This is a genomic window from Flavobacterium sp. N502536, from assembly GCF_025947345.1.
In the GTDB taxonomy this organism is placed as follows: Bacteria; Bacteroidota; Bacteroidia; order Flavobacteriales; family Flavobacteriaceae; genus Flavobacterium.
Map to the genome: position 1 here is coordinate 1756699 of NZ_CP110011.1, position 12463 is coordinate 1769161.

Consider the following 12463-nt stretch of genomic DNA (forward strand, 5'->3'; position numbering starts at 1 on the left):
TTCGGTTTACAGTTTACAGTTTTCTTTAGAAACTTATCAGTAAACGTGCAACTTGGAACATAAAACCTGAAACTAAAGTTAAAAATGGGAGTTATAAAATTAAAAAACATTCGTACTTTTTCATACCACGGATGTTTGATTGAAGAAGGAAAAATTGGATCTGATTATACTGTCGATCTAAAAATTAAGACCAATTTACAAAAATCAGCAGAAACAGATCATTTATTAGACACTGTTGATTATGTACATTTGAACAAAATTGTAACCGAAGAAATGGCAATTCGGTCTCATTTATTAGAGCATGTTGCTAAAAGAATCAATATTCGTGTGCTTTCGGAGATAGAAATGATAGAAAAAACGACTGTTTGGGTTTCTAAAATAAATCCTCCTATTGGTGGTGATGTTGAAACAGTTACTATAAAAATGACGGAAATCAGAAAATAATTTTTTCTTAAAAAGAACTAATTTTTTAAAATAGTTACTTTGAAACTTTTGAATTTTAAAGATTTTAGTTACTTTTGCCATCCGTTCAAGTAATGGCGTCGTGGCCGAGCGGCTAGGCTGGGCTCTGCAAAAGCTCCTACTCCGGTTCGAATCCGGACGATGCCTCAAAAACCTCTAAATTCTTTAGAGGTTTTTTTTATGTTTAATTTTTTCTAAATGTTTTAAACCGGACAGGTTTTAGAAACCTGTCCGGTTTAGCTGTTCGTAAATAACTTCATAACAATTATCCAATCTTTGTCGAGTTTCTTGTGGAGATTTCTCCTTCGTCGAAATGACACTAGTTAATCGACAAAGATTGTCTACTAAGTTTGCGGAGTTTCTTGTGTGATTTCTCGTTCCTCGAAATGACAAACATTATTAAAAGTAAACCCGACAGGTTTTAGAAACCTGTCGGGTTTAAATAAAATAAAGCCTCTGAAATTCAGAGGCTTTATAGTATATTTCAGAGTTATTAACAACTACTTTTCAATCTTCTCAAAAGCGTTTTTAACCATTTCTTTTTCTTTCGGAAACCATCCCTGGATCATTAAAGCTACTCCAAAAACCATTAAAACAATACTAATTCCTTTCTTTATTTTGAGGATGTTCGTAGGTGTCATTTTTGATTTTAATTGTTTGGCTAATAATATCTTAAGACAGTCTACCAATAAATACGTAATGATCACCGAAGTAAAAAAGGTAAACATTCTCGAATTCTGCATTTCTAATTTTGGACCAACAGAAATAATAACCGCTAACCAGAAACCAAGTACTCCAATGTTAATAACGTTGAGTAAAAAGCCTTTTACAAATAAACTTCCATAGTTTCTTTTAATAATATCACGATCAATTTCCTCGTCGTTAATCTTTTCTTCTTTCCTTAGTCTAACGAAAGAAATTATACCATAGGCGAGCATAATAATTCCACCAAAAATAAAAAGGGCAGGTTTATCTTTTAAACTCTGAATCAATCTGTAACTTCCTAAATAGGCAATTGCAATAAAGAAAATATCACCTAATACAACACCAAGATCAAAAACTATTGCAGCTCTGAATCCTTTTGTAATACTGGTTTCCAATAGTATAAAAAATACCGGACCTACCATAAAACTTAAAAAAAGTCCCCATGGCAGTCCAGCCAAAATATCATTTATCATTCAAATACAATTTCTTATTTTACTTCTTCGATTTTACCTCCAAAAACCGTTTTTTGATTAATTTGTTTCGGTTTTCCATAAATGTAAATAGAGCCTCCTGCGCTCACTTTTGCATCAACAAGGGTAGAAGCATTCACATCTGCTTTTCCTCCCGCAGAAACGCTTACTTTCGTTTGTGAGGTCTTTAATTTACTTGCCAGCAAATAACCACCAGCTCCTAGACTTGCATCCTGATTATCTGCCTTACCAGTTAAAGTGATAGAACCACCGGAAACTGAACTTACATTTAGTTTATCAACATTCAATTCAGCAGTAATAGTTCCGCCTTCTTGTGCACTTACTTTAAATACGGTTGCTTTTATAGCATCTTTGCTGGTTACATTAGCTCCTTCATTAACATCTATAAGCTCTAAACGTTTGTAATATACGGTAATATCCAAATCATTTCCTGATAATAGCTTTGGAAAAGGCATTCTTAGTTTTAATAAACCTTTCTTGTTAACAACTTCAACTTCTGATTCTCTCGCGCCTTTAATCACAATCTTGTTTTCTGAAGACTGAACTAATTTTACACTTAACTTATCGAATACTTTAACGGAATCAAAATCACCTAATTCTTTGGTAACCTGACCAAAAGACATCTGAACAAATAAAATTGCAGCTCCAATTATTAACTTTTTCATACTTTTATTTTTTTAATTAAACTTCTATTATGCTCTTCTTAAAAAATGAAAATCCAATTGTTTTTTAACTAAATCAGCATTTTTAACTTTTACGTAAATTTCATCACCCAATTGTAAAATGCTATTTGAAGTGGCTCCAACCAATGCATATTGTTTTTCATCAAAAGTATAGTAATCGTCTTTTATCTCTCTGATTCTTACCATTCCTTCACATTTGTTGGAAACAATTTCAACATAAATTCCCCATTCCGTAACACCCGAAATAACTCCAAGGAACTCTTCGTCCTGGTGATCCTGCATGTATTTTACCTGCATGTATTTGATACTGTCTCGTTCAGCATTAGTCGCTAAACTTTCCATATTCGAACAATGTAAACATTTTGTTTCGTAAGCTTCTTCGTCTACAGAAGCTCCATTGTCTAAATAATACTGCAATAAACGATGTACCATTACATCCGGATAACGACGAATTGGCGATGTAAAATGGCTGTAATAATCAAAAGCTAAACCATAATGGCCAATGTTTTCTGTCGAATATTTGGCTTTACTCATACTTCTAATAGCAAGAGTATCAATTAAATTTTGCTCTTTTTTACCATTTACTTCTTCCATCAAAGCATTCAATGATTTCGAAATATCGCCTTTGTTTCTAAAATCTATTTTATATCCAAATTTAGCAATTACGGTTTGCATCGCAATTAATTTGTCTTCATTAGGTTCATCGTGAATCCTGTAAACAAATGTTTTCTTTTGTTTTCCAATGTACTCCGCCACTTTTCTGTTGGCTAAAAGCATGAATTCTTCAATTAAATGATTGGCATCTTTTGAAATTTTGAAGTATACTCCTTCCGGTTCTCCTTCGGCATCCAGGTTAAACTTTACTTCTACTTTATCAAAAGAAATAGCGCCATTGGCCATTCTTTTCTTTCGTAAAATCTTAGCTAATTCATCTAATTTTAAAGTAGCTTCTGTAATTTCATCCGAAACCACATAAGATTCTCCGGTAATTGAAACATCAACAGGAATTGTATTGTCTTTTGTTTCAATGATATATTGCGCTTCTTCGTATGCAAATCGCTGATCGGAATAAATTACTGTTCTTCCAAACCATTGGTTAATAACTTGTGCAGTTGGCGAAACTTCAAAAATGGCCGAGAAGGTATATTTCTCTTCATTTGGGCGTAATGAACAAGCAAAATTAGATAAAACTTCCGGAAGCATTGGCACTACTCTGTCTACTAAATAAACCGAAGTTGCACGTTGGTAGGCTTCATCGTCTAAGATTGTTCCTTCTTCCAGATAATACGAAACATCAGCAATATGAATACCTATTTCGTAATTTCCATTCTCTAACTTTTTGAAAGACAATGCATCATCAAAATCTTTTGCATCTTTTGGATCTATCGTAAACGTAAGTGTATCACGCATATCACGACGTTTTGCAATCTCGGCTTCCTGAATCGAAGTATCTATTTTTTGTGCATACACCTCTACTTCTACCGGAAAATCTGCCGGTAAACCGTATTCAGCCAAAATAGCATGAATCTCAGTATTGTGTTCACCTGGTTTTCCTAAAACTCTGATTACAGATCCAAATGGACTATCAGCTCTTTTTGGCCAGTCTTCAATGGTAACCAAAACAACATCACCATTTTCAGCCTCTCCTATTTTATCTTTTGGAATAAAAATATCCGTATACATCTTAGGGTTTGCGGTAGATACAAAAGCAAAATTGGCTTGAATATCTATTACTCCAACAAACTCTGTTTTATTTCTTTCTACAACACTAATTACTTCACCTTCAGGTCTTTTACCCTTTCTACGGTTATAAACATAAACTTTTACCTTGTCTTTGTCTAAAGCTCTGTTTAAATTATTGGTTGGGATAAAAACATCTTCGGCAAACTCTTCACAAATAAAATATGCCGTTTTTCTGCTGGTCATATCAATTGTTCCTTCGTAGTAATCCTGACTTTCGGCTTTTACTAAATATTTACCCGGTTCTGATTCTATAATCTTTTTTGAAGCAGCGAGAATCTTTAAATCTTTTATAATCTCATTTCTGCTTTTCGTATCATCAAGTTCTAACTTTGCTGCTATTTGTTTGTAGTTGAATGCTTTATTTGGGCTTTGCGATAAAATCTTTACTATTTTACTCGAGAAATCTTTCTCCTTTTTTATCGGCTTTCTAATTTTCTTACTCATATATCTTTTCTTAAAAAGTTAAAATTACAAATAAGATATCAGATTATAGATTTTAACAAATAAATTATTAAAAATATAACTTTCGTATCTTTACAAAAAGACCCAATATGGAAAGCTTTAAAACCATTGCAGTATTCAATTACCTGCACGAAACAGTTGTTCTGAAACACTTATTAGAACAAGAAGAGATTCCTTATTTTTTTGAAAACGAAATGACCCTTTCTGTCGTTCCCATGTACACTTCCGCTCTCGGTGGAATCAAACTCAAAGTTCATCCAAACGATTTCGAAGAAGTTCAGCAAATTCTGGACAATCTTAATAACCCACTTAAAATTGTTTGAATCCTTCTATTTTTTTCAATTTCAAAAAATATTTTTCTTTTTAATCTTTCAAAGTTGTCAACATATATTAAATACAACAAAAAGAAAAATTTAAATTAAATTAATTTTTGTTTGTTATTATAGCTTGTTAATATGTGCTATAAATTTATTTTTAAAAGCATTGAAATGAAGTTTCTCTTAGTTATTTAGAGTTATCAACATACTTATATTTAGTTAAAAGTCTAATTTATAAGAGTTTTTGTATTTTAATTAACAACGGTTGACAACTATAAATGAATTGATTTTGTAGATAAGTTCACATGTTGATTTTTGTTGAAAATGGCATTTTTGATATTGATAACTTTTCCAAAAAATACTCAAACTTTATTAGGTTATTTCATTCCGGTTTTGGATTAGGTTTTTTTTCGACACAACCAAAAAAAACTTCTAATTTTCTATCTCGACTTATTAACAAATAATGTTAACTTAAAGTTAATTGAATATCAACGAATTAGCTTTTGCTATTAACATTCTAAAATTTTAACAAAATAACTGATTATTATTTATTGATTATGAGTTACTTACAGCGTTGTTAATAATGTTAATAAGTGTTAAAGTTTTGATTGTAAGACTGTTGTGTTCTATCCTTTTTTTGCTGCTAATTTCACGAATTTGCTCCAATTGAATTTAAATCTTTAAATGTAGTTTTGATGGTTACAAAGAACAATAATTAGTGCTAATTCGTGAAATTCGTAGCTAACTTTTTTCTAAATAGTATACAGCTAAGAAATTCTTTAAGTAAATTTGCAGAACACAACTTAATAGTAATTACAATGAAAATTTCGATAGGAAATGACCACGCAGGGCCAGAGTATAAAAAAGCAATTGTTAAGATGCTTCAGGCAAAAGGATATGAAGTAACTAATTATGGTACAGACTCGGAAGATTCTGTAGATTATCCGGATTTTGGTCACCCGGTTGCAAATGATGTCTCTGAAGGTAAAGCTGATTTTGGAATTGTAATTTGCGGAAGCGGAAACGGAATTGCGATGACTGCGAACAAACACCCTAAAGTAAGAGCTGGGTTATGCTGGACTAAAGAAATTGCGTATTTAACACGTTTACACAATGATGCCAATATTGTGAGTATTCCGGCGCGTTTTACGTCTATTCCACAAGCTGTTGAAATTGTTGAAACCTTTTTAACAACGGAATTTGAAGGTGGAAGACATCAAAACAGAGTAAATAAAATTGCTTGTCAATAAAACTCAAAAAAATCCGGTGCTTCGCACCAAATATCAATAAACAAGCCGGGTGGATTTTAAAAATTCATCCGGTTTTTTATTTATTATAATAGTAATTTGATGAATTGACTGACTGAATTTACATTAATTTAGTCAATTGACTGACTGAATTAATGTTTTATTTATATTTGTATTCTAATTATAAGCCAATTAGAATGAAAACGTATTTAAAAAGAGCGGTTGTTAATGAGTTTAAGAAAAAGGTATTACCAAATAAGGTTTTAATTTTACTTGGAGCCCGTCGTGTTGGTAAAACAGAGCTAATAAAAAGCTATTTAGAAGAAATTCCATCTGAAACTTATCTTCAGCTTAATGGAGAAGATATCAATGATATAAATTTATTAAAAGAACGTTCTGTTAATAACTACAAAAGGTTATTGTCGGGTATTGATTTACTGGTTATAGATGAAGCTCAAAATGTTCCGGAAATAGGAATGATTCTCAAATTGATTGTGGATACAATTGCAGGAATTAAAATTATAACTACAGGATCTTCAATGTTTGATTTAAGTAATAAATTAGGCGAACCTCTGGTAGGAAGAAAAAATACGATTTACTTATTTCCGTTAGCACAAATAGAATTCTCTGAAAAGGAAAACTATAAACAAACTCTTGAAAATTTAGAAGAGAGATTACTTTTTGGAGGTTACCCTGAATTGATTCAATATGATAATTGGGAGGATAAAAAGGATTATCTTTTTGAAATTATCAATTCGTATTTATTGAAAGATATTTTAGTTTTTGAAGGGATTAAACATGCTGATAAAATTTATGACTTACTTCGCTTAATTGCTTATCAGGTTGGTAAAGAAGTTTCTATACAAGAATTAGCCAATCAATTACAGCTGTCAAAAAATACGGTTGCAAACTATTTAGAATTACTTTCAAAAGTATTTATATTGTTCAAAATAGAGGGTTTTAGTAGAAATTTAAGGAAAGAAATTGTAAAATCAAGCCGTTGGTATTTTTATGATAACGGTATTCGAAATGCAGTTATTAACAATTTTAATAACTTAAGTTCAAGAAATGATATTGGTGATTTATGGGAGAATTATTTAGCCTATGAAAGAATCAAAAAACAGCATTATCAAAAAATAAAAACCAATAATTACTTTTGGCGAACCTATGATCAGCAAGAATTAGATTGGCTGGAGGAAATAGGAGATCAGTTGACAGGATTTGAATTTAAATGGAATGAAAATAGAAAAGTAAAAATTCCAACTGCATTTGCGAAAGCTTATCCGGAAGCTGATTTCAAGCTTATTAATAAAAGTAATTATTTAGATTTTATAAGTTAATTTTAGATAAATCAAGACAATCTGAATGAAAAAAATAAACGAGAATTTTATAATAAAAGAAGATTTACTCGTTTTATGTCTGAAGGATAACATTGCTAACAATAATCCGGCAGTTCCACCAATAGCTTCCAGAAAAAACAAGGTGTTTTCGGGGATTCTTTGTTTGTTTTTTCGGGCTTGATATTTATCATATCCCGCGAGAATAAAAACGATGATATTTACAACTAAAAAATACGTTAATAAAACTTCCATTGGCTAAAAATTAAAAACAAAGATATTATTTTAGCCGGGTGATTGCTTAATCTGTTGTTGATTTTGAAAGACAGGTTATCTCATTTTCTAATCCAGAAATTATTTCATTATAAAGTATGACTAATATTCAATTTATTGCAAAGACTGTAACAACAGCGGCAATTAACATTCAAAACACGGTAAAATTATTAGAAGAAGATTGTACGATTCCGTTCATTTCGCGTTACCGAAAGGATACAACCGGAAATCTTGATGAAGTTCAAATCGAGCAAATTGCAAAACTTCAAAAGGAGTATGAAACGATCGTAAAACGCAAAGAAGCGGTTTTGAAATCGATCGAAGAACAAAAATCACTTACGCCTGAATTGAAACAAAAGATTGAACAAAGTTTTGACTTACAGGAAATTGAAGATTTTTATCTGCCTTTTAAAAAGAAGAAAAAAACAAAAGCAGATGTTGCCCGTGAATTTGGTTTAGAACCATTGGCAAAAATCATCATGTCGGAGAATGATGTTGATGTTGATTTTATTTCGACACAATATCTAAACGAAAATGTGATTAATGAAGAAGCCGCAATGCAGGGTGCACGTGATATTATTGCCGAATGGATTAACGAAAATATTTATGTTCGTAAACAATTGCGAAGATTGTATCAGCGCAAAGCGGTAATAGGAACAAAAGTTGTAAAAAAGAAAAGTGAAGAGGAAGGAGCTCAAAAATTCAGTCAGTATTTTGATTGGGAAGAACCATTGACAAAAGCGCCTTCGCATCGTTTATTGGCCATGCTTCGTGCTGAAAACGAAGGTTTTGTAAAAATGAAAGTTGATGTTGATTTGGATGAAGCTTATGATATTATTGACGAGATCATCATTAAAAAACAAAATAGTACAACCGCACATTTGCAGTTAGCGATTGAAGACAGTTACAAACGATTGTTAAATCCTGCTATTGGAAATGAAACGCTACAGGAAGCCAAAGCCAAAGCGGATGCCAATTCAATCCAGGTTTTTGCAAACAATTTAGGGCAGTTGTTATTAGCACCGCCTTTGGGTGAAAAACGTATTTTGGCTATAGATCCCGGATTTAGAAGTGGTTGTAAAGTGGTTTGTTTGGATGAGAAAGGAGATTTGTTATACAATGAAACGATTTATCCGCATGCACCTCAAAACGAGGAAACTATGGCGATCAAAAAAATTCGTTCTATGGTTAATGCGTATCAAATTGATGCCATTTCTATTGGAAACGGAACTGCTTCACGTGAAACGGAATTTTTTATCAAAAAAATCGCGTTCGACAAACCGTTGCAGGTTTTTATTGTTTCTGAGGCCGGGGCTTCGGTATATTCGGCATCAAAAATTGCGAGAGAAGAATTTCCAAACTATGATGTTACGGTTCGTGGATCGGTTTCTATTGGAAGACGACTTTCAGATCCTTTGGCCGAATTGGTAAAAATTGATCCAAAAGCAATCGGAGTTGGGCAGTACCAGCATGATGTGGATCAGACGAAATTAAAAGAAGAACTAGATAATACGGTAATTCGTTGTGTGAACTCGGTTGGAATCAATATCAATACCGCGAGTAAACATTTATTGAGTTATGTGAGTGGAATAGGAGAGAAGCTGGCAGAAAATATCGTTCAGTATCGTTCAGAAAATGGTCCTTTTGAAGACAGAAAGCAACTGAAAAAAGTACCTCGTTTAGGTGATAAAGCCTATCAGCAGGGCGCTGCTTTTATTAGAATTACGAATGCCAAAAATCCGCTGGATAATTCGGCTGTACATCCGGAGGCTTATCCGGTTGTAGAGAAAATGGCAAAAGACTTAAAACTTTCTGTGAATGACCTAATTGCTAACAAAGAGAAAACGGCCCTTATTAAGGCCGAAAATTATATTACTCCTGAAATAGGGCTATTAACTTTAAAAGACATCATTAAAGAGCTTGAAAAGCCAGGATTAGATCCAAGAAAGTCGGCGAAGGTATTTGAGTTTGATGCCAACGTAAAATCAATTAAAGATTTGAAAACCGGAATGATTTTACCGGGAATTGTGAATAACATTACCAACTTTGGCTGTTTTGTTGATATCGGAATTAAAGAAAGCGGATTGGTTCACATTTCTCAATTGAAAGCCGGTTTTGTAAGTGATGTAAACGAGGTGGTAAAATTACACCAGCATGTTGATGTAAAGGTTACTGAGGTTGATGAAGATAGAAAGAGAATTCAATTGACGATGGTATTATAAGCCATAAAAAAATCCCAAATTACAATCTTAATAATTGTAATTTGGGATTTCTAATAACTCGCAAGTTATTATTTTTTTTCTTCCTCTTCTTTTTTAACAGGAGGTGCGGTTTGATCGTCTTTAGCAGCGTTTTTAAATTCCTTAATTCCACTTCCTAAACCTTTCATTAATTCCGGAATTTTTTTACCTCCAAAAAGTAATATCACGATACCTACTATTACAAGGATTTCTGTAAGACCTAATCTTCCCATGGTTTGTATATTTAATGCCGAAGCAAATTGTTTTCTAATTCTTCCGCAAATGTATATAGAATATACGAAGAACAACAGTATTTGGCTTAAAATATTTGTTTTCGGCAACGTTAAATATTTTATAAAATAATAAAATAAGCGTATTCGTTCATTTTAGTCCCGCACCAACAAGACGATTAATTATTATATTTGCTCGTATAAATAACCATAAATGACCACGAAAAAATTCAATTTCAGAAAAAATTTGTTCATCAAAAACCGATTGGTGATTTTGAATGAGAATACTTTTGAAGAAATTTTTTCATTCAAACTTAATTTAATGAACGTTTTTGTGACGTTTACTCTGGGAGGTATCTTTTTAATTTTAATCACCACTTTTATTATTGCTTTCACCCCTTTGCGGGAGTTTATTCCGGGCTATTCTTCTTCTGAATTAAAAAAGAATGCAACGGAACTGGCTATAAAATCAGATTCACTGGAAACTGCTTTAAAGAAAAATGAAGCCTACATAAAAGGGATTCAGAAGGTTTTGAGAGGGGAACTGGAATACGCAAAATTCAATAAAGATTCTATTTTAGCCGAAACGGATGAGCCTTCGGAGGTGGATATGAAGTCGTCAGAAGAAGAGATTAAATTAAGAGAAGAGGTGGCCAGGATGGAGAAGGAGTCAGGTGAAAAGCCCCGAAGTAAAAACAAAAGTGATAAGAATTAATATCTCAAACAATGTCTATTAAATCAGTAGCGGCAAAATTATTTGCCAGCACCATATATTATCAAACAAAGGCTTGGGCTAGTAAGCCAGTCGAAACCCAACAGACTGTATTTAAGAGCTTAATACATAGTGCCAGAGAAACTCAGTTTGGAGAAGATCACCATTTTGAAAAAATAAAAACGGTTCATGATTTCAGGAAGCGTGTACCTATTCGTGATTATGAAGATTTAAAACCTTATATCGATAAGGTTCGAATGGGGAGAAAAATATTCTTTGGAAAGGAAAACCGCTTTATTTTGCTAAAACTTCGGGTACAACTTCGGGAGCAAAGTATATTCCGCTTACCAAAGAGTCAATGCCTTATCATATTGAAGCTTCCAGAAATGCAATTCTGCACTATATTTATGAAACCGGAAATGCTGATTTTGTTGATGGAAAAATGATTTTCCTGCAGGGAAGTCCAATTTTAATTGAAAAATACGGAATCAAATTTGGGCGATTATCAGGAATAGGAGCGCATTTTGTGCCAAAATATCTTCAAAAAAACCGAATGCCCTCCTGGGAAACCAATTGTATTGAAGACTGGGAAACCAAAATTGATGCCATTGTTGAGGAAACGATCGAACAGGACATGACCATCATTTCAGGGATTCCGTCATGGGTTCAAATGTATTTTGAACGCTTACAGGAGAAAAGTGGCGGTAAAAAAATTAGCGAGCTGTTTCAAAACTTTCAGCTGTTTATTTATGGCGGAGTGAATTATGAACCCTATCGTGCGAAGTTTGAAAACATGATTGGTAAAAAAGTAGACAGTATTGAGCTGTTTCCAGCCTCCGAAGGTTTTTTTGCCTATCAGGATTCCCAAAAAACAAAGGGCATGCTTTTGTTGTTGAATTCGGGAATTTTCTATGAGTTCATTAAGGCCGACGACTTCTTTTCAGAGAATCCAAAAAGTTTAACTATCGGAGAAGTAGAAACAGGCGTTAATTATGCCTTGATTATTTCGACAAATGCGGGATTATGGCGCTATAATATTGGTGATACCGTTCAGTTTACATCGTTATTTCCGCATCGGGTTATAGTATCGGGCCGAATCAAACATTATATTTCTGCATTTGGAGAGCATGTGATTGCGAATGAAGTAGAGAATGCAATGAAAGAAGCCACTCAGGGAACCAAAATTGTAATCAATGAATTTACAGTGGCACCACAAATAAATCCTGCAAGCGGGTTACCGTATCACGAATGGCTGATTGAATTTGAAACCGAGCCAGAAAATATGGAAGTTTTTGCCGAAGCAATTGATAGTTCGATGCGAAAGCAAAACATTTATTACGATGATTTGATTACCGGAAATGTTTTACGCAAAGTGGTGGTAACCAAAGTGTCTAAGAATGGATTTCAGGAATATATGAAGTCACAAGGGAAATTAGGCGGACAAAACAAAATTCCAAGATTATCCAATAATAGAGATATTGCGGATAATTTAAAGTAAAAATTATACTGAAACAACAGTTTAGTAACACTCACATTTTATGAAAGTATAGGTTTAAATTAC

At 32.9% G+C, this 12463-nt stretch carries 11 protein-coding genes, 1 tRNA gene and 1 pseudogene; 8 read left to right on the forward strand and 5 right to left on the reverse strand.

All coding sequences use genetic code 11. The features are described 5' to 3' along the window. Positions 1 to 84 precede the first annotated feature (84 nt). Both folB and OLM61_RS07790 read left to right on the forward strand, forming a co-directional pair. Positions 85 to 444: a dihydroneopterin aldolase gene (gene folB, locus OLM61_RS07785; protein ID WP_264525820.1), complete on the forward strand. Its 360-nt coding sequence runs from the start codon at positions 85 to 87 to the stop codon at positions 442 to 444. Positions 445 to 538: 94 nt separating this feature from the next. Next, a tRNA-Cys gene (locus tag OLM61_RS07790) sits at positions 539 to 609 on the forward strand. Positions 610 to 962: 353 nt separating this feature from the next. Here the strand turns inward: OLM61_RS07790 and OLM61_RS07795 are convergent. Genes OLM61_RS07795 through rnr form a run of 3 tightly spaced genes read right to left on the reverse strand, consistent with a single transcriptional unit; the run spans position 963 to position 4528 of the window. Further along, positions 963 to 1640 (reverse strand): LysE family translocator, encoded by a 678-nt coding sequence (locus OLM61_RS07795; protein ID WP_264525821.1) that lies wholly within the window; start codon positions 1638 to 1640, stop codon positions 963 to 965. 14 nt (positions 1641 to 1654) lie between these two features. Then, positions 1655 to 2323 carry a head GIN domain-containing protein gene (locus OLM61_RS07800; RefSeq protein WP_264525822.1) on the reverse strand — a complete coding sequence of 223 codons (669 nt, stop codon included), beginning with the start codon at positions 2321 to 2323 and terminating at the stop codon, positions 1655 to 1657. 27 nt (positions 2324 to 2350) lie between these two features. Further along, positions 2351 to 4528, reverse strand: coding sequence for a ribonuclease R (rnr, locus tag OLM61_RS07805; RefSeq protein WP_264525823.1), 2178 nt, complete (start codon positions 4526 to 4528; stop codon positions 2351 to 2353). Between the two features lie 107 nt (positions 4529 to 4635). On the opposite strand from rnr, the gene OLM61_RS07810 reads away from it, so the two are divergent. The 3 genes from OLM61_RS07810 to OLM61_RS07820 all read left to right on the forward strand — a co-directional run bounded on the left by OLM61_RS07810 (position 4636) and on the right by OLM61_RS07820 (position 7450). Then, positions 4636 to 4869, forward strand: coding sequence for a DUF2007 domain-containing protein (locus OLM61_RS07810; protein WP_264525824.1), 234 nt, complete (start codon positions 4636 to 4638; stop codon positions 4867 to 4869). Positions 4870 to 5681: 812 nt separating this feature from the next. After that, positions 5682 to 6113, forward strand: coding sequence for a ribose 5-phosphate isomerase B (gene rpiB / locus OLM61_RS07815; protein WP_173968156.1), 432 nt, complete (start codon positions 5682 to 5684; stop codon positions 6111 to 6113). Positions 6114 to 6307: 194 nt separating this feature from the next. Next, entirely contained in the window at positions 6308 to 7450 is a 1143-nt protein-coding gene (locus OLM61_RS07820; RefSeq protein WP_264525825.1) for an ATP-binding protein, read from the forward strand. On the opposite strand, the gene OLM61_RS07825 is transcribed toward OLM61_RS07820, so the two are convergent. Continuing rightward, on the reverse strand, positions 7433 to 7702 hold the full coding sequence (locus OLM61_RS07825; protein WP_264525826.1) for a DUF1294 domain-containing protein: 270 nt from the start codon (positions 7700 to 7702) through the stop codon (positions 7433 to 7435). The genes OLM61_RS07820 and OLM61_RS07825 overlap by 18 nt on opposite strands. Before the next feature lie 116 nt (positions 7703 to 7818). Between OLM61_RS07825 and OLM61_RS07830 the strand changes: the two genes are divergently transcribed. Further along, positions 7819 to 9942 carry a Tex family protein gene (locus OLM61_RS07830; protein ID WP_264525827.1) on the forward strand — a complete coding sequence of 708 codons (2124 nt, stop codon included), beginning with the start codon at positions 7819 to 7821 and terminating at the stop codon, positions 9940 to 9942. A 68-nt stretch (positions 9943 to 10010) separates the two neighbouring features. Here the strand turns inward: OLM61_RS07830 and OLM61_RS07835 are convergent, their stop codons facing one another. Beyond that, positions 10011 to 10193: a twin-arginine translocase TatA/TatE family subunit gene (locus tag OLM61_RS07835; RefSeq protein ID WP_264525828.1), complete on the reverse strand. Its 183-nt coding sequence runs from the start codon at positions 10191 to 10193 to the stop codon at positions 10011 to 10013. 211 nt (positions 10194 to 10404) lie between these two features. Here OLM61_RS07835 and OLM61_RS07840 point away from each other — a divergent pair, with 211 nt between their 5' ends. After that, complete coding sequence (locus OLM61_RS07840; RefSeq protein WP_264525829.1) at positions 10405 to 10905, forward strand: peptidase; 501 nt, start codon at positions 10405 to 10407, stop codon at positions 10903 to 10905. 11 nt (positions 10906 to 10916) lie between these two features. Then, positions 10917 to 12400, forward strand: a pseudogene (locus OLM61_RS07845) (GH3 auxin-responsive promoter family protein). Positions 12401 to 12463 lie beyond the last annotated feature (63 nt).

Bases quoted from the DNA above. Each gene is read 5' to 3' on its own strand.
- folB (WP_264525820.1), top strand. From the start codon at position 85: ATGGGAGTTATAAAATTAAAAAACATTCGTACTTTTTCATACCACGGA.
- OLM61_RS07795 (WP_264525821.1), bottom strand. From the start codon at position 1,640: ATGATAAATGATATTTTGGCTGGACTGCCATGGGGACTTTTTTTAAGT.
- OLM61_RS07800 (WP_264525822.1), bottom strand. From the start codon at position 2,323: ATGAAAAAGTTAATAATTGGAGCTGCAATTTTATTTGTTCAGATGTCT.
- rnr (WP_264525823.1), bottom strand. From the start codon at position 4,528: ATGAGTAAGAAAATTAGAAAGCCGATAAAAAAGGAGAAAGATTTCTCG.
- OLM61_RS07810 (WP_264525824.1), top strand. From the start codon at position 4,636: ATGGAAAGCTTTAAAACCATTGCAGTATTCAATTACCTGCACGAAACA.
- rpiB (WP_173968156.1), top strand. From the start codon at position 5,682: ATGAAAATTTCGATAGGAAATGACCACGCAGGGCCAGAGTATAAAAAA.
- OLM61_RS07820 (WP_264525825.1), top strand. From the start codon at position 6,308: ATGAAAACGTATTTAAAAAGAGCGGTTGTTAATGAGTTTAAGAAAAAG.
- OLM61_RS07825 (WP_264525826.1), bottom strand. From the start codon at position 7,702: ATGGAAGTTTTATTAACGTATTTTTTAGTTGTAAATATCATCGTTTTT.
- OLM61_RS07830 (WP_264525827.1), top strand. From the start codon at position 7,819: ATGACTAATATTCAATTTATTGCAAAGACTGTAACAACAGCGGCAATT.
- OLM61_RS07835 (WP_264525828.1), bottom strand. From the start codon at position 10,193: ATGGGAAGATTAGGTCTTACAGAAATCCTTGTAATAGTAGGTATCGTG.
- OLM61_RS07840 (WP_264525829.1), top strand. From the start codon at position 10,405: ATGACCACGAAAAAATTCAATTTCAGAAAAAATTTGTTCATCAAAAAC.